Source organism: Amycolatopsis sulphurea, from assembly GCF_002564045.1.
GTDB lineage: Bacteria > Actinomycetota > Actinomycetes > Mycobacteriales > Pseudonocardiaceae > Amycolatopsis > Amycolatopsis sulphurea.
Map to the genome: position 1 here is coordinate 2,774,958 of NZ_PDJK01000002.1, position 22,362 is coordinate 2,797,319.

Genomic DNA, 22,362 nt, shown 5'->3' on the forward strand with positions numbered 1-22,362 from the left:
TGGAGGACGCCGGGGAGTGGATCGAGGACCGGGCGAGGACGTCGGGAACTGGTTCGGTGACCTCTACCACGGCAACCTCGGCGACAACGCTGTTCCGGCTCCGGAGCTGGTGGCGAAGATCCTGGCCAGCCAGGGCGCGCAGAGCTGGCATCAGAGCGCGCAGCGGGCCACTCAGCTCGCGGGGAAACACGATGAGGCAGCAGCGTTGGTGCAGCAGTTGAGCGCGGGGCTCGAGTCGGCGTGGACCGGCGGCGGGGCCGACGCGGCGCAGGCACGGATCAAGCCATTCGCCGACGCGACCACCGCGGCCGCCACGACCTACACCGGCAACGGCCAGAACCTGACCGATCTCGCGCACGGGTTCGACAGCATGAAGCAGAGCCTGCAGCCGATGCCGGGTACTCCGCCGCACAAGAACTTCTGGGACGAAGCGACGTGGTGGAACACCGACACCGAAGACCAGATCAACCAGTACAACAAGACTGTCCAGGAGAACCTGGACAAGTACCAGGGCTACACCCAGCACGCCCAGAACAGCGGGCAAACCCTCGCCACCGACTACGGCACGGTGACGGCGTTCGACGGTGATGTGACCCTGTCCAAGCCGGACACGAAAACGACCGGCGGCCCGGACGACGGACACGGACCCGACAGCCGTTCCCGGTCCGGATTCGGGCCGTCGCACACCGGCGGAGGGCCGACGAGCACCTTCACCCCGAACCACCCCGGCAGCGCGCCTCTCCCGTCCGGTCCCGGCAGCGCGCCGCCCCCGGACGGCCCGGGCGCCCCCTTCGTGGGCTACCGGCCGCCGGACTACCCAGGCAGCACCGGGCCGGGCGACACGACCACCACGTCCGGATGGACGCCACCGTCGATCGACCGGCCGGGTGGACCCGGGTGGACGCCACCGACGATGCCAGACGCCAACAGCAGCTGGAACAACACCGGAGGCGGCTCGTCGGCGGGATTCAGCGGCGGATTCGGCCCGATCGGCGGATCAGCAGGCGGGTTCGGCCCGACCGGCGGCACGGGTGGTTCGGCCGGCGGCATGGGCGGCCGGGCCGGAGGTAGTGCCGGTGTGGGTTCGGGTGCGGTCGCCGGGGAGGGAGCCGGAGCGCGCGGCGCGGCGAACGCGGCGGCGGCCCGGGGCGCGGCCGGGGCCAAAGGATCGTCCGGAATGGGCGGCATGGGCGCCGGCGGCAAGGGCAAAGGTGAGGAGGACAAGGAACACCAACGGAAATACTTGCTGGACGACGATTCCGCGTTCGACATCACCGACGACGAGGACGGCCGCCTCCGCGACCCGCGCACCGGACTCCCGCCCACACCCCCGACCATCGGCGGCTGAGACACCACGATGACGATCCTCGATCGGCCGGTGCGCATCCCGCGCCCGGCATTCTTCATCGCCTGGGACCACGCCGAAGGCGGCAAGCTGCCCGCGGTCGTCGCCCCGGACGACGCCTACGCCACCACGGACTTCTCCCGAGAGCTGGAACAACGCACAATGTCCCGGTTCGAGGCGCTGCGACTGGCCACACCGGACGGACGGCTGACCCCGCAGTTCCGGGCCACGCTGGAACTGCTCGCCGCGCCCGAACGGGAACTGTACGCCTGGACCGCACTGGTCAACCGGCCCGAGGACAACGGCGCCGTGCTCGTCGCCTCCGCAGGACGCGACGCGGTCCGACTGATCACCGACCACCGCTCCATCCAGCTCGACCCCATCCCGGCACACGAACTCGCCGCAAGCCTGGCCGACACCCTGCCCAACTACCCGCCCGCCAGGATCGGCCACCTGCGGATGCCGATGACCTACCTCGACGGCCGCACTGCAGACCCGCTATCAGAAGCATCCGGCCACGCCGACCAGATCCGTCACCTCTCGCGCGCCGAACGCGCCGGCGTGCACAAGCTCTACGCCGCCGTCCGGTCCACCGGCGACCGCATCCGCAGCACCCCCCGCTCACCGTCTACGACCTCACCCGGGCCGGCCGCATCTTCTCGTTCACCAGCACCGACAACAACGGCGGCGAAGAAGTCACCATGTGGCCCGGCAGCCGTGCCACCCTCATCGATGCCCTCACCGTCACCCTCAACGGACTCGCCTGAGGACCTCGGCAGTCAACAAATTCTGAACCGGCCACCCGTGACGTTCTGCGGCTTGCGCCCGGCCTTAAGCAGGAGCCATGGCCGCTGGGCAAGCCTGGCGCGACCACAGATCTGTTCAAGGCCTAGCCGTTCGGCACCGCCCAGCGCGGCCGCTGGGCGGACGTGACGCTCATGTTCGTGTCCGTGATCATCGGGGCGGTGCCTCGGATGGGCATGACCGTGTCGCTGCAGGAGCTGCGCAAGGAACTGCACCGCCGCACCAAGGTGATCCGCGGCCTGCCGGAGTCGGTGTGCCCGGACAACAAGGTCACCCCGGAACTGGCTGCACGCAAGGACTTGCGGCTCGCGCCGATCGTGGTCGGGGTGGACGAGAGCCAGGTGTGGTTCGAGCACAAGGAACACGAGTTCGAGGAGATCTGCACCGACCTGGTCAAGCGCGGCCCCGCGCTGGGCGTCATCCTGATCCTGGCCACCTAGCGCCCGGACGCGAAGTCGCTGCCCATCAGCATTTCCGCCAGCGCCATCCTGCGCTACTGCCTGAAAGTCCAGGGACAGACTGAAAACGACATGGTCCTCGGCGCCAGCCAGTACAAGAACGGCGTCCGGGCAACGATGTTCACCCGCTCCGACCGCGGCATCGGCTACCTGGCCGGGGAGGGCGACGACGCCAAGATCGTGCGCAGCGTCTACCAGGACGCCACCGAAGCCAAGAAATCGTCGCCGGAGCCCGCGTCCGCCGGGAGGCGATCGGCAACATCACCGGCTACGCCGCAGGGGAGGAAGTCGACGTCGAGGCCGCCCGCCTGGACCCGCTCGCCGACACGCTGGCGGTGTTCGAGCGCGGCGAGGACAAGCTGTGGTCGGACGTCATCGTTGGCCGCCTCGCAGACCTCCGGCCGAGTCAGTATGGCGGCTGGACGGCGCAGAACCTCGCGAGGCGTCGCGCACCGGGTCAACGGACTGCTGTGGGCACGGCCGGCCAAGCCGAAGGCGGGTGGGCAGAACGAGCCGAACGCGGCCTAACCGGTACCAGCTGAGACCAAAAATGAGACCAAGACGGGAAACGCCGGTCGCCCCAAGCTTCGGGCGACCGGCGTTTCCGCTGGTTACTGCAGCGGAGGATACAGGATTCGAACCTGCGAGGGCGTGAACCCAACACGCTTTCCAAGCGTGCGCCTTAGGCCGCTCGGCCAATCCTCCGTGGGGAAGAATACCGGACGGGCACGGGCGCTCGGCAGGTGGTCCTGCCCTGCCGAAACGGTACTCGGGCCGCGGTGGTGACGACCCGCGCCGACGCAGGACGGCTGGCTGCTGCCGAAGGGTCGCCGGCATGGCCGACGATGGGGGCTGCCGGTGCTCGGCGGCCACGGGCCGACGACGGGGGCTGCCGGTGCTCGGTGGCGTGGCCGACGACGGGCTGCCGGTGCCCCGGACGTGGTGCCAGTGCCGTCGAGTTGCCGAGACACCAGCACCCGCTGTGCCGAGACGCCAGCACCCGCTGTGCCGAGACGCCAGCACCCGCTGTGCCGAGACGTCAGCGCCCGTCGAGTTGCCGAGACACCAGCACCCGCTGTGCCGAGACGCCAGCACCCGCTGTGCCGAGACGTCAGCGCCCGTCGAGTTGCCGAGACACCAGCACCCGCTGTGCCGAGACGCCAGCACCCGCAGTGCCGTCATTTGCCCGCCGAGTTGCCTGCCCCGGCGATACCGCTGCCACCGCGCCCCATCCCGGCCGGAGCCAGGGTCCCGGCAAAGCTGGTCGAGGGCCGTGATCAGCAGGGAGAGCCGTGGCTGCCCGACCGGTTTCGGGTCCGTGAAGGGGCCCTTCACGGACTCAGAGTCCGTGAAGGGCCCCCTCACAGCCCTCCGCCCACCTGCGCAGGGCCCTCCACGCCGACGTTGCCGACCCCCTGCCGGCCGGAGCCGTCAGCGCCCGCGTTCTCCGGTCAGGCCCGCTCAGTCAAAGGCCTGGACCACGTCGGCGACCACGATGGTGATGTTGTCCGGTCCGCCGCCGTCGTTGGCGAGGGTGATCAGGTTGGCGACGGTCTCCTCTGGGGTGCCGCTGGCCAGTACGTCCCGGATGGCCGGTTCGGGGGCGCCTGCGGTGAGGCCGTCGGAGCAGAGCAGGTAGCGGTCGCCGGGTTCCGGGGTGAACTCCCAGGCGTCCGGTTCCGCGCAGCCGGTGCTTTGCAGGGCCTTCATCAGCAGCGAGCGGCGCGGGTGGTCGACGGCGTCCTCTTCGGTGATCCGGCCGTCTTCGACCAGGGCCTGTACGAGGGTGTGGTCGCGGGTGATGCGGCGCAGTTCGCCGGCGCGCAGGACATAGCCGCGCGAGTCGCCGACGTGTGCGGCGGCGAAGTGGGTGCCGTCGAACAGCAGCACGGTGAGTGTGGTGCCCATGCCGTGGGTTGCCGGGTTCTGCTCGGCCACCTCGGCAAGGCGCGCGCCGACGCGCTGTACGGCGCCGGCGAGGAGGGCGCTCAGGTCCTGCGCGGCGAGGTCGAGTGCGCGCAGCTCCGCGTCCAGCGAAGCCAGCACTTCGACCGCGGTCGCGCTGGCCACTTCCCCGTGCGGCTGGCCACCGATACCGTCGGCCACGGCCAGCAGCCGCCCGGTGGCGTACACGGAGTCCTCGTTGTTGCTGCGTCGTCGCCCGGGGTGCGAGCCCGCGGCTTGGCGCAGGATGAACCGGGTCTGCTCGGTGGCCATGGGTCCCATAAAACCATTGGTTGACTGAGTTAACAAGAAAAATTCTGGAAACCGCTGTCATCGGCTATCGTGCTGGCCATGGCAGACGACGCGGCGGTGAGTGCGGCCGACATAGCGCGCCTGGCAGGCGTGCGCCGGGCCGCCGTCAGCAACTGGCGACGGCGCTACGACGATTTTCCTCGTCCGGTCGGTGGCACTGCATCCAGCCCACGGTTTTCGCTCCCGGAGGTGCAGGACTGGCTCCGCCGCCGCGGCCGTCCGTTCGAGCTGGCGCTGATCGACCAGGCCTGGCAGCGGCTGCGTGCACTCGGCGACGACCTGGGGCTCGGCGCCCGCGTCGCGGCGGCCGGCGCGTATCTGGCCGATCCCGCCGAACAGCCTGACGACCCGGAGTTGCTCACCATGCTCGGCAGGCTGGCCGTGCGCGAAGGCGCGGCCTCGACGTTCGAGCAGCTCTGCGAACGCTACTTCGAGGCACACGCGCGCCGGCTTTCCCCGACCCCGCCGGAGTACGCCGAGCTGATGGCCCGCCTCGCCGGCCCGGATCCCGCCTCCGTGCTGGACCCGGCCTGCGGGTTCGGTTCGCTGCTGCTCGCCAGTGGCGCGACCCGCGCGCGGGGGCAGGACATCGACCCGGACACCGCGCGCATCGCCGGTCTCCGCCTGCGGCTATGCGGCGTGGCGGCGGAGGTGCACGCCGCCGATTCGCTGCTCGAAGACGCCTTCGCCGGGCGACAGGTGGACGTCGTGCTTTGCGATCCGCCGTTCAACGAGCGCCGGTGGGGCCAGGAAGACCTGGTCGGCGACGAGCGGTGGAAATACGGCCTGCCACCTCGGGGCGAGCCGGAGCTGGCGTGGGTCCAGCACTGCCTCGCGCACGCCCGGCCCGGCGGACTGGTGGCGATCCTGATGCCCGGCGCGGCCGCCGGCCGCCGCAGCGGGAAGCGGATCCGGGCCAACCTCCTGCGCGCCGGTGCCCTACGGGCCGTGCTCACGCTCGCACCCGGCGCCGACCTCTGGGTGCTCGTGCGGCCCGAGCCCGGGCAACGCCCGCCGGCCACGGTGCTGCTCGCGGAAACGCCTGCCGCCCAAGCCGATCAGCGGTGGCGTACCTACCTCGCCGATCCCGAGGCGAACGGGGTGCCGGTCATCGAGCTGCTCGACGACGACGTCGACCTGTCGCCGGCGCAACGGGTCCGCCGGGACGATCCGGCGGAGGCCTTCCTTTCGGCATCCCGGCGTTTCGAACAGATCGGGCTTGAGCTGCCACGGCTGGCGCCGGCCGCGGACGAGCCTGCGCACACCACGGTCGGCGAGCTGGTGAAGGCGGGCGTGCTGCGGATACGGCACGCTCCTTCGCGGGTCTCCGATGGTGACGAACCGGTGCTGACCACCGACGACGTGTTCCTGGGCAGCAAACCGACCGGACGGGCCGGGCCCGACGAAGGCGCCGTGTTCGCCCGCGACGGAGATGTCGTCGCCTCGATCACCGGAGCCGTGGTCGTCCACAGTGGACAGCCGGTGCGGCTGGGGCCTGCCCTGTCCCGTTACCGGGCCGACCCGGAGCGGCTGGATCCCGAGTTCCTCGCCGGCTGCCTGCGTGCCGCGGATTTCCCCGTGTACAGCGCGTCCACGCGGATCGACGCGCGCCGGTTGAAGGTGCCGCGGTACCCGCTCGGCACACAGCGTGCGTACGGTGCTGCTTTCCGGGCCCTCGCCGACTTCGACCGGTCGATGCGGCAGACGGCGGAAATCGGCCGCGACCTGGTGCGGTTAGGCTTTGCAGCGCTCGCCGAAGGACGGCTGAAGCCCGGTGGCGGGTGAGCGTGGTGACCCCGTGAGGGGGCTTGGCGGATGCTCATCGCGGATCGTTATGAGGTCGAAGACCTGCCGCTGGGCCGCGGCGGGATGGGCGCGGTGCACCGCGGGCACGACCGGCATCTCGGCCGTCGCGTCGCGATCAAGCTGTTGAGGCTGCCAGGCGGCGACGAAGAACTCGAAGAACGCTTCGCGCGCGAAGCGCGAATTCTCGCCACGCTCGACCATCCTGGCGCACCCACGCTGTACGACTTCGGTACGCATGACGACCGGCTGTTTCAGGTCATGCAGTTCGTCGAAGGCGTCACGGTGGCTGACCTGCTGGCCGAGCACGGTCCGCTACCGGTGCCGTGGGCGGCGGCAATCGCCGCACAGGCGGCCGCGGTGCTCGCAGCGGCACACGCACGGGCTGTGTGCCATCGTGACCTCAAGCCGGTCAACCTCATGCTCTGCCCGGACGGCAGTGTGAAGGTGATGGACTTCGGGCTGGCGGTGTTGCGTGAAGCCGACGTCGCTCGCTTCACGCGCGCCGGACAGCTGTTGGGTACGCCGTCGTACATGGCGCCGGAGCAGATCCAACGTGGACACGTGGGTCCGCGAAGCGATCTGTACGCGTTGGGTTGCGTATTGCACGAGATGCTCACCGGCCGTCCGGTCTTCACCGGGCCGACGGCGTACGCCGTGTTCGAGAAGCAAGTAAAGGAGTCACCGTCCGCAGTGGTCGGTGCCAGTCGGGAACTCAACGCACTGCTGGCCGAGACCCTGGCGAAGGATCCCGCGGTCCGTCCACATGGTGCTGAAGCGTTGTACGCGCGGCTCACACCGTTCGCGCGGGAACTGCCGCCGTTGCCTGGATTCCTGCAATCGGCGGCAGTGCCGAGCCCCGTCCGGATGTATGCCCGCGTAGTGGGTCGATTACCGGGTTAGCGGCGGGACCCGAGCGTCCGAGGGGCGTCCGCGACGAGGGGAAGTCCGCGCTGCTGGATGCGGTAGTAGGTGAGCGCGTTCTGGGCGCCGATGCTGACGCCGAGCGTGAGCATGATCGACGCCGACGACAGTGCCCCGCTGACTCCGAACGAACCGCCGATGAACGCGAAGGCGACTCGAGCGCCGATGGTCGCGAGCCAGAGCACGAGGGTGGCCCAGGAGCCCTTCTGGAACGTGGTGTCGCCGCTCGCGGTGAGCTTGGTCGAGGCGCTGCGAAGCAGGCCGAGGACGGCGAGTACGACGATGTCCATGCCCAGCAGCACCAGTTCGTCCGTGTCCGCTGCACGCAGTGAGTCGAGGGAGGTGAACACGCCGACCGCGACGAGAATGATCGGTATGGTGATGAGGCTCTTGCGAGTGAGCGTGGTGCCCCGCAGTTGCTTGTAGACGACGCGGTAGATGACGAGCACCCCTAGGGCGACGTAGAGCACCACGTACAGCGGGTTGACGTGCATCGAGACTCCTTTGTGGATCGGACTGGCTCAGCCTCGTGTACCCGGGCCGGGCTCGCATCGGCGCCCGGGCGGGCAGTGGGTGGTAATCCGGGTCAACCCGTGGGTGGAGGCCGTATCGTGACCATTGCCTGGCAACCCTGCCGGGGGAACCTCCGTCTAAACGGGTGATCGGGCACGTGATGAAGCGCGGCCCGCCCGGACTTGGGAGTAGTGGAGTGAAAAGGCTTCTCGCTGGTGCGGTGGTGATGGCCGCCGGGTTCGCGCTCGCCGCGTGCTCGGGTGGCGCGCCCGGCTCGTCCGGAAACGGTGCGGCGGCCGCGGGCGCGAGTGTCCCGGGGACCTCCGCCACCACGGCTCCGCCGAGCAGCACCACGGCTCCGCCGAGCAGCACCACATCGACGAGCACCCCGACAAACACCTCGGCCAAACCGAAACCCCAGCCGAAGGCCCAGCCGGTCAGCATCGCGAACGTGCCCTGCGCGAACGCCGCCGCGGCCTCGGGCACCAGCGCGTGCGTGGACATCTCCGCGCACCAGGCGTGGCTGTTGCAGGACGGCAAGATCAGCTACGGCCCGGTGCCGATGCTCCCTGGCCGCAAGGGAAACCCGACCCCGGTCGGCACATTCCACGTGCTGTCCAAGGAGAAGCTGCACCTCAGCCGGGAATTTGACAACGCGCCAATGCCTAACTCGGTGTTCTTCTATCCGGGCGACGCTTTCCACACCGGCAGCCTGCGGACCTACTCGCACGGTTGCGTGCACCTGTCCGCGACCGCTTCGCTGCGGTTTTTCACCGCCCTCCGGACGGGTGACGTTGTCCAGGTCGTAGCCTGATAACGGATCACGTTCGGGTAAACACCTGCTGAAACAGGCAACGATCCGGCCTTTTCGCGCGATCATTTATCGCCCAGAAAGGGGGCCCGAATGGCCTGGAGAAGATTCTGTTCCGTGCTCGTGGCCGCGGTGGCCGCGGCGTTCCTCCCCGTCGTCACCGCCGCGCCCGCGTCGGCTGTCGACGCACCGGCGCTGCCGAGCGGCTTCGTGCTCAGAGACATGCCGACCGGTTTGGGGAATTACCAGTTCACCGATTTCGCCTGGCTGCCTGACGACAGCGTGCTCGCGCTCGGCAAGTCCGGTGCGGTCAACTGGGTCCCGGCGGACGGAAACGGTCCGGTACGGATCGCGAACTTCCAGGTCGAGTCCCAGGGCGACGTCGGCCTCACCAGCGTCGCGCTGGCCCAGGACTACGAAAGCTCGCACGAGATCTACCTCAACCGGTCGGTCAGCCAGGGCTCGGGCAAGTACGTCCAGCGCGCCTCCCGGTTCACGGTGACCTTCGACGGTGCGGGGCACCCGAACGGTCTCACCGGGGAGAAGGTGCTCCTCGAACTGCCCGGCAGCGCGTACTACATCCACGGCATCGACACCGTTTACCCCGCTCCGGACGGCACGCTCTGGTACAGCATCGGCGACAACGGGGACGCGGGGAAGACGAACCCGGTCGCGTTCGTCGCGCAGGACCTGAACTCGCCGTTCGGCAAGATCCTGCACATGACCCAGGACGGCAAGGGCGTGCCGGGGAACCCGTACTACGACGCGTCGGCGCCGGACAGCAACCGCAGCAGGGTGTTCGCCAGCGGGTTCCGCAACCCGTTCCGGTTCACCCTCGACCCCAGGAGCGGGCTGCCGGTGGTCGGTGACGTCGGGTGGTACACGTGGGAGGAACTCGACGTGGTGCAGCCCGGCGCGAACGGCGCCTGGCCGTGCTTCGAGGGCAACCACCCCACACCCGGCTATTCGGCCGACGCGCGGTGCGCCTCCGCGGTGAACACGCCGCCGTTGTGGGAGTACCAGCACGGCACGGGTCCCGCGCAGGGCAACAGCGTGACCGCCGGAATCGTCTACGCCGGGAGCAGCTACCCCGCCGAGTACCAAGGTGCCTTCTTCTTCGGCGACTACGCGGGCCGGAAGATCTGGACCGCGCGGTACGACGAGCAGGGCAAGCTCGCCCGGGCGCCGAGCAGCCCCGCGCCGTTGCAGAACATCGGCGGGGTGACCCGGATTTCCTCGGCGCCGAACGGGGACATCGTGTTCAGCGATCTCAACTCGGGTCTGCTGCGCCGGTTGACCTACTCGACCGGGAACTCCGCGCCGGTCGCTTCGGCGACGTCCACAACGGACCCGGACACCCGGACGGTCTCCTTCGACGCCAGTGCTTCCACCGACAACGACGGTGATGCACTCAGCTACTCCTGGGACTTCGGTGACGGCAGCGCCGGCACCGGGGTGAAGGCGAGTCACCAGTACGGCGAAGGGACCTCGTTCACCGCCACGCTCACCGTCACCGATCCACTCGGCGCGAAGGGGACCACCACGGTCGCCGTGGTGCCGGCCAATCACTCACCGGAGCTGACGCTGTCCACACCGGACAAGGAGTTCGCGGTCGGTGAGCAGGTCACCTTGTCCGCCCAGGCGACCGATGCCGAGGACGGCGTGCTGCCGGTCACCTGGACCTCGTTCATCCGGCACTGCCCGGAGGTCGGCTCGTGCCACGTGCATCCGGCGGAGGGCGGGACGGGGCGGGAGTTCACCGTGCCGTTCACCGATCACACGGACTCGCGGATGGAGTTCACCGCGACCGTGACCGACAGCGCCGGCGTGCGGGCGTCACAGTCCTATGTGGCGATGCCGAGACGGCACCGGCTCACCTTGAACAGCACTCAGCCGGCTGCGCTGAGCATTCCCAGCGAGGGCGGCGTCAGCAGCGCGATGGTCACCGAAGGTGCGACCTTCGACGTGACCGCGGCGCCGCTGGGCACCGACGGCGCGTCGAAGTTCGCGGGCTGGCAGGACGGACCGTCCACCGCTTCGTGGGCGATCAAGGTCGGCGCGGGCGACACCACGCTCACCGCGAACTACAGCACCCCGATCGACCAGCGCTATGACAACGAACCGGCGTTGCGTACCAAGCTTGGTGCACCGAGCGGGCCAGAGGTCGTGGACGGTCCGCTGCATTACCGGCCGTACGCGAGCGGAAGATTGTACTGGTCCGGGCAGACCGGAGCGCACCAGATAGGCGGCGACATTCTCGCCACCTATCTCGCGGCCGGCGGGCATCGGACCTTCGGCCCGCCGACCACTGATGAAACCGCGACGCCGGACGGTGTCGGCAGGTTCAACCACCTGCTCGGCACCCCGGCTTCGCAGACCGCGTCGATCTACTGGGCCCCGTCGACCGGGGCCCATTCGATCCACGGCCTGATCCGGCAGAAGTGGGCTGCGCTCGGTTGGGAGCGCAGCCTGGGGTATCCGACCACCGACGAGTCGGGTACCCCCGATGGTGTCGGCCGGTACAACCACTTCAGTGGCGGGCACTCGATCTATTTCACCCCGGCGAGCGGGGCGCATCAGATCGGCGGTGAGATCCGGCAGAAATGGGCTGCGCTCGGCTGGGAACGCAGTATCGGTTATCCGACGACGGACGAATCGGTGACGCCCAACGGGATCGGCCGGTACAACCATTTCACCGGCAATGCGTCGCTCTACTGGAGTGCGAGCACCAGGGCGCATCTGGTGAAGGGCGAGATTCGGAAACGCTGGGCCGCGCTGGGCTGGGAGAAGTCCTACCTGGGCCTGCCGACGTCGGATGAATACGCGATCAGCGGCGGTTTCCGGAGCGATTTCCAGGGCGGCTACATTACTTATCTGGGTGGACAAGCAGTAGATCACCGCTGGTGATCGCATCATGGCTTTACTGGGGTGAGGTGAGTCCCGATCCGATATCGGGACGGCACTGGGGGACTACACTGGGGATGAGTGGTCAACTTTTTTGCGGACAGCCGATGGTGCAGCCGGGGAATTTCTTGCCTGCTTCGCGGCTGCCGGCACCGAACCCGCCCGGCTCAGCGCAGATCGGCCGGGCGGGTTCCGGTGGCGGTCAGCGGCAGCCCGAGCGCGACCCGTTCGGTGAGCCAGCCGCTCGGCCGGTACCGCGGGTCGCCGGTGGCCTGCCGGAGGCCGGTGAGGATACGCAAAACCTTTTCCGCGCCGAGGGTTTCGCCCCACTCCAGGGGGCCACGGGGGTAGCCGAGGCCGAGGCGGACGGCGGTGTCGATGTCGGCGGGGCCGGCCAGTTCCTGGTCTGCCAGGTAGCACGCGGTGTTGACGATCGAGGCGAGTAGCCGCTGGGCGATCGGGGCCGGGCCGTCCCGCACGACCGTGACGGGAATTCCGGTGGCGGCCAGCGCGCCCCACGCGGCTTTGCCGAAGACCGGGTCCAGTCCGGGGTGGACGGACAGGGTGAACCGCTTGTCGTAGCTCAGTGCGTCCACTCCGGACACTCGGTCCGAGGGCAGCTCCGCCTGCCGTGCGGCCTCCACAGTGGACTCTCCGCGCAACGGGACCAGTAGCGCGGCGTCCGGGTAGGCCTCCGGCACGATCTGGACGCCGGCCGAGGAGAGCATCCGGGCGAGGCGTTCGTCGGCGGTGTAGACGGGAATGCCCGGCAACGGTGGGGCGGGCGGCTCGGGCGGCACTTCCTGTTTGCCGTCGGGATAACGGTAGAAGCCCTCGCCGGTCTTGCGGCCGTACAGCCCGGCGGCCACCCGCGGGCGGGTCAGCCAGGAGGGGCGCAGCCTTGGCTCGGCGTGGAAGCCGCTCCAGATGCTTTCCAGTACCGCGTGCGAAACGTCCAGTCCGGTCAGGTCGAGCAGTTCGAACGGGCCGAGCCGCAGCCCCAGCACGTCCCGCGCGATGCGGTCCACCTCGGCGGGCTCGGCCAGTGCCTCGGACAGGATCTGCAGTGCCTCGGTGGTCAGCCCGCGCCCGGCGTGGTTGACCAGGAACCCGGGCGCGTCCTTGGCCAGCACCGGTTCGTGGCCCCAGCGCCGGACGAGTCCGAGCGCCTCGGCGGGCAGCCACGGCGCGGTGCGCGCCCCGGGCACCACCTCGACCAGCCGCATCAACGGCACCGGGTTGAAGAAGTGCAGGCCGATCAGCCGCGCCGGATCCGCCAGTCCGGCGGCGATCTCGGTGACCGACAGCGAACTGGTGTTGGTGGCGAAGATCGTTTCCGCGCCGCAGACCCGTTCGAGCCCGGCGAACAGCCCGCGCTTGATCTCCAGGTCCTCCCGCACCGCTTCCAGCACGAGATCCACCCCCTCCGCGGGGGCCAGCGGATCAGCGACCGGGACCAGCCGCTCCTTCGCCGCACGGGCCTGTTCCCCGGTCAGCTTTCCCTTCGCGGCGAGCCGGTCGAGCATCCCGCCGACGTAGCCGATCGCCTCGCCCACCGCGCCTTCGGCCGCGTCCGCGAGCTCCACGACCGTGCCGCCCGCCGCGGCGAGCTGCACGATGCCCCGGCCCATCACCCCGGTGCCGATCACCCGGATCCTGCCAACCCGCCCGGCCCATCCCGTCACGGCGAACCACCTCCACCGGCAACCTACCTTGCGCTACAGCCCGGCGAAGTCGGCTAGCCGGCCGATCAGATGCTCGAAGCAGGCCGCCGCCGGATCGAAACGTCCGCGAACCGCAGACCATGTAGGTCTGTGAAGGGACCCTTCACGGACTCTGAGTCTGTGAAGGGTCCCTTCACAGACTTCGGGACAGGTCTGGCGCACACCACGAGGTGGTCGCGCCTCGAATAGCTCCGCATCGTGCGTTGCCGGGCGTGATCGACGGCTCTCTCTGCTGATCACGGGCCCGACCAACTTTGCCGGGCCCTGGACTCCGCGCGTGCCGCGTCGAGGCAGGCCGGACCGTTGTCCGGATCAGCCGCCGAAGCGGCGATTGCCCTGGCCCGGCTGACTGCTCCGGCCATCCCGGCCCGGACCGAAGCTCTGCTCCTGGCCGAAGGAGATCGCGGTCGCCGTGCTGCCTTCGACCTTGGCGATCACGGTGCTGCTCCGGCCGTCCTGCGGAGTGCCGGATTTCTCCGTGTCCGAGTTCAGGGTGTAGGTCTGCTTGTAGCCATCCTTGCTGGTCAGCGTGACGGAAGTGGCATTCAGCTCGGAGACGGTCCCGGTCTGCATCCGCTCGGTGACGTAGCTGCCGTCCTGCCCGGCCACCACGAAGTCGCCGTGCAGTGCGCCGCGGATCGCGCTCATCCCGCCCGCTCCGCCGAAACCGCCGGGACCCATCATCCCGCCGGGGCCGCCCTGTCCGCCCGGTCCGCGCTGCTGCGCGGAGGCGTCGTTCGAGCTCGTGCCCGCCCAGATCGCGATCCCCCCGCCGGCCGCGATCACCACCGCGACGCCGGCCGCGATCGCGGTCTTGCGGCCCGACCACGTTTTGCCAGGAGGGGTACCGGGAGCAGGTGGTTCGCCCCACGTGGCGCCCTGTGCTGGATCGGTCGTCATGCTTTCCTCCGGGTCGTCCGCGCGGTCGGAATTCAGCGTTGCCGGGACCGCTGTGGGGACGCTGTGCCCAGCGTGGGTGGGTCCTGTGCAACCGGTACACAGGAAACGCACAGGCGCCGCACAGCTCGACCTGACTACCGCGGCCGAGGATGGCACCATGAGCAGTGTGAATGCCACGCCTGCCGGTCCTGGCAAAGCCGATCTGCGCCGTGCGGACGGCAGTCCGGTCCGGGTACTGGTGGTCGACGACGAATCGACCCTGGCCGAACTCGTCTCCATGGCCCTGCGCATGGAGCGCTGGGACGTGCGCAGCGCCGGTACCGGCGCCGAGGCGGTGCGGGTGGCCCGCGACTTCCGCCCGGACGCGGTCGTGCTGGACGTGATGCTGCCCGATTTCGACGGCCTCGAAGTGTTGCGCCGGATGCGGGCCGAGGTGCCGTACCTGCCGGTGCTGTTCCTCACGGCGAAGGACGCGGTGGAGGACCGCATCGCCGGGCTGACCGCGGGCGGCGACGACTACGTGACCAAGCCCTTCAGCCTGGAAGAGGTCGCGTTGCGGCTGCGCGCGCTGCTGCGCCGGGCGAACGGGGTGTCCGGCGCGGTCGGCTCCCAGCTCGTGGTCGGCGATCTGACCCTGGACGAGGACAGCCGGGAAGTGCATCGCGGGGGTGACCTCGTGCCGCTCACCGCGACCGAGTTCGAACTGCTCCGCTACCTGATGCGCAATCCGCGGCGGGTGCTGTCGAAGGCGCAGATCCTCGACCGCGTGTGGAGCTACGACTTCGGCGGCCAGGCGAATATCGTCGAGCTGTACATTTCCTATCTGCGCAAGAAGATCGACGCCGATCGGGAACCGATGATCCACACCATGCGTGGCGCGGGGTATGTCCTCAAGCCCGCAGGCTGAACCGCGGCGGACCCGCCGTCCGTGGTCCCTGCGCCGCCGGCTGATCATGCAGCTGGCGGCGCTGCTCGCGCTGGTCTGCGTGGTGGTCGGCGTGGTCACCGAGCTGGCGCTGCAGGATTTCCTGGTCCGCCAGCTGGACAGCCGGCTCGTCGCGGCGAGCGAGCGCGGGGTGCGCGGGGGTATCAAGCCGCCGTGGATCTATGGCGACAATCCGCCCCCGGACCCGTTGCGGGTGCTCGGCCAGGGCGACGGCACGCTCGCGCTGGTGGCCCAGAACGGCAAAGTCGCCGCGGCCGTACTCGACTTCACCAAGAGCCGGCCGCCGCGCGCGCCGGGGAAGCGGCCGCCGCCGGGCACGCCGCCACCACTGGAGAACGTCACCGCCGATCAGCAGCGCGTACTGCTGGGCCTGCCGCCGGACGGTTCGCGCGGCAGTGTGGATCTCGGCGGCAACCTCGGCAGCTACCGGGTGATGTCCAGCTACGCCTCGTCCGGCACGCTGACCGTGATCGGGCTGCCGCTACGCGAGGTGGACGCGACATTGTGGCGCGTCGGTTTCATCTTCGGCGGGGTGGCGCTCGGCGGGCTGGTGGTCGCCGGATTCGCCGGTGCGATCACGATCCGCCGCACGATGGCGCCGCTGGACCGGCTCGCCGCCACCGCGGCCAGGGTGTCGGAGCTGCCGCTGGACCGCGGCGAGGTGGCGCTGTCCGAACGAGTGCCCGAAGTGGACACCGACCCGCGCACCGAGGTGGGCAAGGTGGGTGCCGCGCTGAACCGGATGCTCGGCCACATCGCCGGCGCGCTCGCTGCCCGGCACGCCAGCGAAAGCCGGGTGCGTCAGTTCGTCGCGGACGCCAGCCACGAGCTGCGCACTCCGCTCGCGGCCATCCGCGGGTATGCCGAGCTGGTCCGGCGCAGTGGTGAGCAGGTGCCGCCGGACGTCGCGTTCGCCATGCAGCGGGTGGAGTCCGAATCGGCGCGGATGACCACGCTGGTGGAGGATCTGCTGCTGCTCGCGCGGCTCGACTCGGGCCGTCCGGTGGTGCACGAGCCGGTGGATCTGACCCTGCTGGTGGCCGACGCGGTCGCGGATTCGCACGTGGCCGGACCGCAGCACAAGTGGCTGCTGGAAACCCCCGGCGAACCACTGACCGTGCTCGGCGACGCCCGGCAGCTGCACCAGGTGGTGCTGAACCTGCTGGGCAACGCGCGCACGCACACCCCGCCGGGCACCACGGTGACCACCATGCTGGCGCAGGCCGGCGAGACCGTTCGACTGTCCGTTGTGGACGATGGGCCGGGTATTCCCGGCGAGGTGCTGCCCGAGGTGTTCGAGCGGTTCGCGCGCGCGGACACCTCACGGTCGCGGGAGGCGGGCAGTACCGGGCTCGGGCTGGCCATCGTCGCCGCCGTGGTGGCCGCGCATTCCGGGCAGGTGATGGTGAGCAGCGTGCCGGGAAAGACCGAATTCGTGGTGATTTTCCCGTTCTTGCGCGAGGACGCCGGCACGCAGCCGCAAGCTCACGCGTAGCTGACCGCGGTATTCGCGCCGCACAGCACCAGGCACGGGAGTTCCGCCGGAACCCGGCCGACCAGCCAGGCGGCCAGCGGTGCCGCGGCCGCCGGCTCCACTACCAGCCGGAACTCGTGCCACAGGCGGTCGCGGGCGGCGATCATCTCCGCGTCCGTCACCAGCACTGACGTGACCGATCGCGAGCTGAGGATCTCGAACGGGAGGGTGCCGATGCGGGTCGCCCCCAGCGCGGAGGCCGCCACCGAGTCGATCGTGACGTCCACCGGCTCGCCCGCTTCCAGCGCGGCGTGCAGGGCTTGGCACTGCTGCGGTTCCACCGCGAAGACCGCCCGCCCGTCCGCGGCGAGCATGGTGCCGGAGGCAAGCCCGCCACCGCCGACAGCGACCACGATCGCGTCGACGTCGGGGGCGTCCGCGACGATCTCGGCCGTCACGGTGCCCTGCCCGGCGATCACGTCGGGATCGTCGTACGCATGCAGGTAACGCGTGCCCGGCTGCTTGGCGACGGCACGCGCAGCAGCGGCTGCTTCGGCGTACGTTGCGCCATGCCGCACGAGCTTCGCGCCGGTCGCTTCGATTCCGGTGGCCTTGGCTTCGGGCACGGTCTCGGGCACGTAGACCACGGCCGGCAGGCCCAGCGCCTGCGCCGCGGTGGCCACGCCGAGGCCGTGGTTGCCGCCGGACGCGGTCACCACCTGGTCCGGGCGGGGGCCGGCGAGCAACGCGTTCACCGCGCCGCGGAGCTTGAACGAGCCGGACCGCTGCAGGTGCTCGAGCTTCAGGACCAGCGGGCGGCCGTCGATTTCGGTGCGTAACAGCGGAGTCCGCCGTACGTGTGGCCGGATACGTTCCGCGGCGGCCTGGACATCGGCGGGAGCAGGCGTGCTGGACATACCGATCATTATCCTCGCAGGCTGTGCCCCGGCGGCATCACCAGGTGGAAATTCGCGGTGTGAACTGGGTGTGTTCCGGCGTTGTCGGGACCTTGCGGACCTCGCTAAGCTCGGTGCCGACGGTGGGTGGCGGATCTTGCGCGGACCGCGACGGGTCTTACCAATAGTAGTGAACTCCGCTCGGCTTCCCCCTCTTCGGTGCACTCCTCCCGGGAACGGAAAGGTGACGTGAATGACCCGGTCGCACGGACCCGGCGCACGGTGGTCCGGTCGGCTCGGTGTTCGTGGTCTCGGTGTTCGCGGCAGGGTGCTCCTGCTGATCGCCGCTCCGCTCGTGCTGGTGGTGCTGGTGGCCGTGCCGCTCGTGCTCGGGCAGCTCTCGGCGGCCGGTGCCGCGGCAAGCACGGAGGATTCCGTCGCGCAGGCGCGGCGGGTGGGCCACCTCGCTCAGCAGTTGCAGCGGGAAGGCCTGATCACCGTGGCTTTCCTGGCCGATTCCTCGGCGACGACCCAGGAACTCGGCCAGCAGCAGCGAGCGGTCGACGCGGAGCTGGGCAACGTGCGGGGCGAGGCGACTCCCGCGGTGGCGACCGCGCTCGGGCGCGTTGCTTCGCTGACTCGGTTGCGGCAGAACGTGGTGCACCGCGGCGTGGCGATCACGGACGTCGCCGGCAGCTATCAGGCCGTGCTCACGGGGCTCGTCGACGCGCTCGGGCTCGTCTCGCACACCACATCGGACGGTGCGGGTGCGCGGGAGTTGGCTGCGGTGGACTCGTTGCTGCGTGCGAACGAACAGCGGGCGATCCGGCTGATCGCGCTCATCGCCGCCACCGTCTCACCTGGACAGTCCCTTGTCGACAGTTCCGGTCAGCGTGCCGCGGTCTATGCCGAGCTGTTCGCGCAGCAGGCCGAGCCGGACGACGCGGCCGCGATCGCCGCTGTCGAGTCGGACGCGCCGGCCCGCCGGGCCGCTCAGCTCTCCGGGAGGGCGGGGTTCACCCCCGAGGTGGTCAGTACTGCCGCCCAGCTCATCGGGCAGCGCGATACGGCGCAGAACAAGGTTCTCGACGCGATCGCCGGCCGCGCGGACGACCGATCGTCGGAAGCGACCGGCGAGGCCTGGCTGGCCACCGGCGGCTCGATCGTCCTTTTTGGACTCGTGGTGGCGCTCACCGTGGTGGTCGGCCGGTCGATCACCGGCCCGCTGCGCCGGTTGCGCACCCGGGCCGAAGCGACCGTGGTCCGCGCGGAGGCCGAGCTGGCCGAGGCCGCGGCGCTGCCGGGCGGGATGGCCGTTGAGTTTGAGACGGAACAGCCGGTTCGCGGGTCGGGTGAGGCGGCGGCGGTTTCGGTGTCTGGGGCGGGTGAGGCGTTCGCGGAAGCTGAGCCGGCAGCGGCACTTCCGGGATCGCCCGCCAGCCCCGGCGTGGTCAAGGTCGCCGCCGAAGCCGAATCGGTTGCCACGCCATCGCCACGTCCACCCGGCGAGGTGCGCACGGAAGCGGCGCCGTCAACGCCCGGATCGGCCGTTGACCTCGGTGGGGAAGAGGCCGAGGTGGCCGAGGCGTTCGACCGGCTCCGCGTTTCCGCCGTGGCGGAGGTGTCCCGGCAGGCCGCGGGCCGCCGGGCCGGGGCACAGCTGCTCGCCGGCGCCGCCCGGCGCACCCGGAACCTGGCCGGTCGTCAGCAGGAGCTGGTCGAGGAACTCCGTCGTAGCGCCACCGAACCGGTGCTGGTCGCCGACCTCGGCCGGCTCGGGCGTACGGCCGCCCGGCTGCGCCGGACCGCCGAAGATCTGTTCGTGGTGTCCGGCGAGCCGGACGAGTCCCGGGTCGGCGGGCCGATCGAGCTGGCCACCGCACTGCACTCGGCGGCCGCGGAGATCGACGACGAGTCCCGGGTGCGGATCGCCGAACCCGCCGAGCTGCTGCTCGCCCCGGAGCTGGGCATGGACCTGGTGCTGTTGTTCGCCGAACTGATGGAGAACGCGGCCGCGTGCTCCCCGCCGGAATCGCCGGTGGACGTGCACTCCCGCTTCCTCTCCGGTGGCGATCTGCTGGTCGGCATCACCGACCACGGCCCCGGGCTGCCCGCAGGACGGCTCGCCGAGGAAAACCGGTGCCTGGCCGCGCCGGACGAGCGCGCTCCGGCGCCGCAGCTGGGGCTCGCCGTGGTCGCCCAGCTGGCCCTGCGGCACGCGCTGACCGTGCAGCTGCACCCGTCCGTGGCCGGGCCTGGCCTCACCGCGCGGGTCACCGTCCCGGCCGCGCTGTTCACCCGCGACGTGGACTTCCGGCACGAACCCGAACCGGTCGGGTTGTTCGAACCGGGCCAGATGCCGGATCCGGTGCCGGACCTGCTGCCCGCCCCCGCGATCGCCGCGCTCGGCGGACCCGCCGGGAACGGGTTCGGCTGGTTCGCCGATCCGGAACCGGCCTGGCCGGAAGCCGAGAGCGAGCCGGTGTATGCCTGGCCGGAGGCCGAGCCCGACTGGCCCGCCGAGGAACCGGACGACGGATTCGGCGCCCCCGCCGAGGACTGCACCGATCGGATGCCGACGCAGCGATTCGCCCCGGTCGCCCCGCAGCAGCGCGACGGCGTGCCGCGCCGGGTGCCCGGCGCCCAGCTGGCGCCGGAACTCCGGCTGCCGCAGCGCACCCGTCCGCCCCAGCGCCGCGGGCTGCGCGACCCCGCCGCGGAGCGCGCCACCTTCGACGCGTTCTCCGACGGGGTGGCCAAGGCCAAGCAGACCACCGTGATCGCCGCCGAGCAAGGAGGACAATGAGCCCGCCGACCGCGCAGAGTTTCGCCTGGCTGATCGACCGTTTCGCACTGCACACCGCGGGCGCGCTCGCGGCGATCGCGGTGTCCGCCGACGGCCTGCTGATCGCCGGTTCGCAGGGGCTGGACAGGGCGGACGCGGACCGGCTGGCCGCCACCTGCTCGGCGATGCTGGCGCTCGCGCAGGGCGTGTCCGACAGTCATCCGCTCGGTGATCCGGACAAGGTGGTGGTCGAGCTGGCCCGCGGCTACCTGGTGGTCTGCACCATCAGCATCGGCTGCTCGCTCGGTGTGCTGGCGAACAAGCAGGCTAGCCTCGGCACGATCGCCTACGAGATGGCGATGTTCGCCAACCGGGCGTCCGAAGTGCTCACCCCTGCGCTGGTCGAGGAGCTCAAGAACACCGTTGGCGCGTGAACAATCCCGGCGGGCCGCACGTCCGGTGAAGATCGTGCTCGTCGGCCCGCCCGGGGCGGGCAAGACCACGGCGATCCGCGTGGTTTCGGAGATCGCCCCGCTGCACACTCCTGCGCTCGACTTCGGCCGGGTGACGCTCGATGAGTACACCCGGGCGTACCTGTTCGGTACCCCGGGCAGACGGCCGGACTTCGTGCCCAAGGCGGACTGCTTACTGGTCGTGCTCGATCCCCGTCGCCCGCACGAGGCGTATCCGGTGCTCGACTACGTCGAACGCACGCGGTTGCCGTTCGTAGTGGGCCTGAACCGGTTCGACGGCGTACTCGAACGGTCCGTCGGCGACGTGCGCTGGGCGTTGGCTGTACGCGAGCAGGTGCGGCTATGCGTCTTCGACGCGCGCGAAGCCGCTTCAGTGCGCGCCGTGCTGCGGGTGGGCATAGGCCTCCGGCGGCCGCCCGCTACACTGCATGTGGGATCCCGCGCGGCGTCCATCCTGTGAACCTCCCCAGGGCCGGAAGGCAGCAAGGATAAGCAGGCTCTGACGGGTGTGCGGGATCCCCCTTTTCTTTCAGGGGTCAGAACAGTCCGAGTAAGTCCTCCGGTGGCGATGGCGCGGCCACTGCCGCGGCGTCGGTGATCGGCTCCGCGTTTCCCCGCAGTTTGTGCAGCTCTGTGCCGTGTACGCAGCGTGCGGGATAAGCCGACGACCCCGCGCGCCGGGCTAGCTCGGTGGTCGGCAGCTCAGTCCGCGAAGCGGCGAGCACGAGGTTGCCGAATCGCCGTCCGCGCAGCACGCCCGGTTCGGCCAGCAGCAGCACGTACGGGAACACCTCGGCGAGCGTCGCGAGGAACCGGCGGGCGAAGGGGAGGCCCGCCCCGTCCGTGATGTTGGCGAGCAGCGAGCCGCTCGGTCGCAGCACCCGTGCGACGTCGGTGACGAACTCGACGGTCGCCAGCCCGCTGGCAAGGGTCGCGCGTTCGAAGGCATCGAGGACGACCAGATCCGCGGAGGCGTCACGTCGGCTGCGTACGCCGATGCGGCCGTCTTCGATGCGTACGCGCAGCTTCGGCACGCTTCGCAGGTCGAGCTGCTCGCGGACCAGCTCGATCAGGGGCTCGTCGGCGTCGAACACCAGCTGCCGCGAACCCGGGCGCGTGGCCGCGACGTACCGCGGCAGCGAGCAGCCCGCGCCGCCCACATGGAGCGCGTCGAGCGAACCAGACGGCATGAAGTCGACAAGATCGCCGAGGCGGCGTACGTAGTCGAATTCGAGATTCGTCGGGTCGTCGAGGTCCACGTACGACTGCGCGACGCCGCCTACGGACAGCAGCCACGCGTTTGCGCGGTCGTCGTCGCGAAGCAGCTCCGCAGTGCCGAACCGCAC

At 70.3% G+C, this 22,362-nt stretch carries 18 protein-coding genes, 1 tRNA gene and 1 other RNA gene; 13 read left to right on the plus strand and 7 right to left on the minus strand.

All coding sequences use genetic code 11. From position 1 onward, the window contains the following. Nucleotides 1–16 precede the first annotated feature (16 nt). The 4 genes from ATK36_RS18705 (at nucleotide 17) to ATK36_RS31565 (ending at nucleotide 3,135) form a co-directional block, all read left to right on the plus strand. Nucleotides 17–1,348 carry a hypothetical protein gene (locus ATK36_RS18705; RefSeq protein WP_245914887.1) on the plus strand — a complete coding sequence of 444 codons (1,332 nt, stop codon included), beginning with the start codon at nucleotides 17–19 and terminating at the stop codon, nucleotides 1,346–1,348. A gap of 9 nt (nucleotides 1,349–1,357) precedes the next feature. Further along, nucleotides 1,358–2,278, plus strand: coding sequence for an ESX secretion-associated protein EspG (locus ATK36_RS18710; RefSeq protein ID WP_098512726.1), 921 nt, complete (start codon nucleotides 1,358–1,360; stop codon nucleotides 2,276–2,278). Nucleotides 2,279–2,289: 11 nt separating this feature from the next. Then, nucleotides 2,290–2,589, plus strand: a complete 300-nt coding sequence (locus tag ATK36_RS18715; RefSeq protein WP_141544485.1) for a hypothetical protein — start codon at nucleotides 2,290–2,292, stop codon at nucleotides 2,587–2,589. A 90-nt stretch (nucleotides 2,590–2,679) separates the two neighbouring features. Beyond that, nucleotides 2,680–3,135 (plus strand): hypothetical protein, encoded by a 456-nt coding sequence (locus ATK36_RS31565; protein ID WP_141544486.1) that lies wholly within the window; start codon nucleotides 2,680–2,682, stop codon nucleotides 3,133–3,135. Nucleotides 3,136–3,227: 92 nt separating this feature from the next. On the opposite strand, the gene ATK36_RS18725 is transcribed toward ATK36_RS31565, so the two are convergent. Together ATK36_RS18725 and ATK36_RS18730 are read right to left on the minus strand one after the other, a co-directional pair. Then, a tRNA-Ser gene (locus ATK36_RS18725) sits at nucleotides 3,228–3,312 on the minus strand. A 756-nt stretch (nucleotides 3,313–4,068) separates the two neighbouring features. Then, on the minus strand, nucleotides 4,069–4,824 hold the full coding sequence (locus ATK36_RS18730; protein ID WP_098512729.1) for a PP2C family protein-serine/threonine phosphatase: 756 nt from the start codon (nucleotides 4,822–4,824) through the stop codon (nucleotides 4,069–4,071). A 78-nt stretch (nucleotides 4,825–4,902) separates the two neighbouring features. On the opposite strand from ATK36_RS18730, the gene ATK36_RS18735 reads away from it, so the two are divergent. Both ATK36_RS18735 and ATK36_RS18740 read left to right on the plus strand, forming a co-directional pair. Further along, the gene (locus ATK36_RS18735; RefSeq protein ID WP_098512730.1) at nucleotides 4,903–6,648 is read left to right on the plus strand and encodes an N-6 DNA methylase; all 1,746 of its coding nucleotides are present in this window, start codon (nucleotides 4,903–4,905) and stop codon (nucleotides 6,646–6,648) included. 30 nt (nucleotides 6,649–6,678) lie between these two features. Then, nucleotides 6,679–7,569 carry a serine/threonine-protein kinase gene (locus ATK36_RS18740; RefSeq protein WP_098512731.1) on the plus strand — a complete coding sequence of 297 codons (891 nt, stop codon included), beginning with the start codon at nucleotides 6,679–6,681 and terminating at the stop codon, nucleotides 7,567–7,569. Here ATK36_RS18740 and ATK36_RS18745 read toward each other — a convergent pair. Then, nucleotides 7,566–8,084: a hypothetical protein gene (locus tag ATK36_RS18745; protein WP_098512732.1), complete on the minus strand. Its 519-nt coding sequence runs from the start codon at nucleotides 8,082–8,084 to the stop codon at nucleotides 7,566–7,568. The genes ATK36_RS18740 and ATK36_RS18745 overlap by 4 nt on opposite strands. Before the next feature lie 215 nt (nucleotides 8,085–8,299). Here ATK36_RS18745 and ATK36_RS32330 point away from each other — a divergent pair, with 215 nt between their 5' ends. Next, complete coding sequence (locus ATK36_RS32330; protein ID WP_170069800.1) at nucleotides 8,300–8,917, plus strand: L,D-transpeptidase; 618 nt, start codon at nucleotides 8,300–8,302, stop codon at nucleotides 8,915–8,917. 90 nt (nucleotides 8,918–9,007) lie between these two features. Beyond that, the gene (locus tag ATK36_RS18755) at nucleotides 9,008–11,821 is read left to right on the plus strand and encodes a PQQ-dependent sugar dehydrogenase (protein WP_098512733.1); all 2,814 of its coding nucleotides are present in this window, start codon (nucleotides 9,008–9,010) and stop codon (nucleotides 11,819–11,821) included. 164 nt (nucleotides 11,822–11,985) lie between these two features. Here ATK36_RS18755 and ATK36_RS18760 read toward each other — a convergent pair whose 3' ends face one another. Both ATK36_RS18760 and ATK36_RS18765 read right to left on the minus strand, forming a co-directional pair. Beyond that, complete coding sequence (locus tag ATK36_RS18760; RefSeq protein WP_098512734.1) at nucleotides 11,986–13,503, minus strand: 3-hydroxyacyl-CoA dehydrogenase; 1,518 nt, start codon at nucleotides 13,501–13,503, stop codon at nucleotides 11,986–11,988. Nucleotides 13,504–13,854: 351 nt separating this feature from the next. Continuing rightward, complete coding sequence (locus tag ATK36_RS18765; protein ID WP_098512735.1) at nucleotides 13,855–14,442, minus strand: hypothetical protein; 588 nt, start codon at nucleotides 14,440–14,442, stop codon at nucleotides 13,855–13,857. 157 nt (nucleotides 14,443–14,599) lie between these two features. Between ATK36_RS18765 and ATK36_RS18770 the strand changes: the two genes are divergently transcribed. Together ATK36_RS18770 and ATK36_RS18775 are read left to right on the plus strand one after the other, a co-directional pair. Then, complete coding sequence (locus ATK36_RS18770) at nucleotides 14,600–15,349, plus strand: response regulator transcription factor (RefSeq protein WP_098512736.1); 750 nt, start codon at nucleotides 14,600–14,602, stop codon at nucleotides 15,347–15,349. Then, complete coding sequence (locus tag ATK36_RS18775; protein WP_098512737.1) at nucleotides 15,327–16,883, plus strand: sensor histidine kinase; 1,557 nt, start codon at nucleotides 15,327–15,329, stop codon at nucleotides 16,881–16,883. Before ATK36_RS18770 ends, ATK36_RS18775 begins: the two co-directional genes overlap by 23 nt. Here ATK36_RS18775 and ATK36_RS18780 read toward each other — a convergent pair. Beyond that, nucleotides 16,874–17,779, minus strand: a complete 906-nt coding sequence (locus ATK36_RS18780) for a serine/threonine dehydratase (protein ID WP_098514995.1) — start codon at nucleotides 17,777–17,779, stop codon at nucleotides 16,874–16,876. The genes ATK36_RS18775 and ATK36_RS18780 overlap by 10 nt on opposite strands. Nucleotides 17,780–18,011: 232 nt before the next feature. On the opposite strand from ATK36_RS18780, the gene ATK36_RS18785 reads away from it, so the two are divergent. From ATK36_RS18785 to ffs, 3 genes are all read left to right on the plus strand, one after another. After that, a complete protein-coding gene (locus ATK36_RS18785; RefSeq protein ID WP_098512738.1) occupies nucleotides 18,012–20,564 on the plus strand; it encodes a sensor histidine kinase in 2,553 nt (850 codons plus the stop codon). Then, nucleotides 20,561–20,977 (plus strand): roadblock/LC7 domain-containing protein, encoded by a 417-nt coding sequence (locus ATK36_RS18790; protein ID WP_098512739.1) that lies wholly within the window; start codon nucleotides 20,561–20,563, stop codon nucleotides 20,975–20,977. Before ATK36_RS18785 ends, ATK36_RS18790 begins: the two co-directional genes overlap by 4 nt. Before the next feature lie 468 nt (nucleotides 20,978–21,445). Then, nucleotides 21,446–21,542: signal recognition particle sRNA small type (gene ffs / locus ATK36_RS18800), an RNA gene on the plus strand. Between the two features lie 10 nt (nucleotides 21,543–21,552). Here ffs and ATK36_RS18805 read toward each other — a convergent pair. Next, nucleotides 21,553–22,362, minus strand: a complete 810-nt coding sequence (locus tag ATK36_RS18805; protein WP_211291901.1) for a spermidine synthase — start codon at nucleotides 22,360–22,362, stop codon at nucleotides 21,553–21,555.

What these genes read in the sequence shown, in the direction of transcription:
- ATK36_RS31565 (WP_141544486.1), top strand. Translation starts at nt 2,680, where the DNA reads ATGGTCCTCGGCGCCAGCCAGTACAAGAACGGCGTCCGGGCAACGATG.
- ATK36_RS18775 (WP_098512737.1), top strand. Translation starts at nt 15,327, where the DNA reads ATGTCCTCAAGCCCGCAGGCTGAACCGCGGCGGACCCGCCGTCCGTGG.
- ATK36_RS18785 (WP_098512738.1), top strand. Translation starts at nt 18,012, where the DNA reads ATGACCCGGTCGCACGGACCCGGCGCACGGTGGTCCGGTCGGCTCGGT.
- ATK36_RS18780 (WP_098514995.1), bottom strand. Translation starts at nt 17,779, where the DNA reads ATGTCCAGCACGCCTGCTCCCGCCGATGTCCAGGCCGCCGCGGAACGT.
- ATK36_RS18790 (WP_098512739.1), top strand. Translation starts at nt 20,561, where the DNA reads ATGAGCCCGCCGACCGCGCAGAGTTTCGCCTGGCTGATCGACCGTTTC.
- ATK36_RS18745 (WP_098512732.1), bottom strand. Translation starts at nt 8,084, where the DNA reads ATGCACGTCAACCCGCTGTACGTGGTGCTCTACGTCGCCCTAGGGGTG.
- ATK36_RS18765 (WP_098512735.1), bottom strand. Translation starts at nt 14,442, where the DNA reads ATGACGACCGATCCAGCACAGGGCGCCACGTGGGGCGAACCACCTGCT.
- ATK36_RS18770 (WP_098512736.1), top strand. Translation starts at nt 14,600, where the DNA reads ATGAGCAGTGTGAATGCCACGCCTGCCGGTCCTGGCAAAGCCGATCTG.
- ATK36_RS18735 (WP_098512730.1), top strand. Translation starts at nt 4,903, where the DNA reads ATGGCAGACGACGCGGCGGTGAGTGCGGCCGACATAGCGCGCCTGGCA.
- ATK36_RS18730 (WP_098512729.1), bottom strand. Translation starts at nt 4,824, where the DNA reads ATGGCCACCGAGCAGACCCGGTTCATCCTGCGCCAAGCCGCGGGCTCG.
- ATK36_RS18740 (WP_098512731.1), top strand. Translation starts at nt 6,679, where the DNA reads ATGCTCATCGCGGATCGTTATGAGGTCGAAGACCTGCCGCTGGGCCGC.
- ATK36_RS18755 (WP_098512733.1), top strand. Translation starts at nt 9,008, where the DNA reads ATGGCCTGGAGAAGATTCTGTTCCGTGCTCGTGGCCGCGGTGGCCGCG.
- ATK36_RS18710 (WP_098512726.1), top strand. Translation starts at nt 1,358, where the DNA reads ATGACGATCCTCGATCGGCCGGTGCGCATCCCGCGCCCGGCATTCTTC.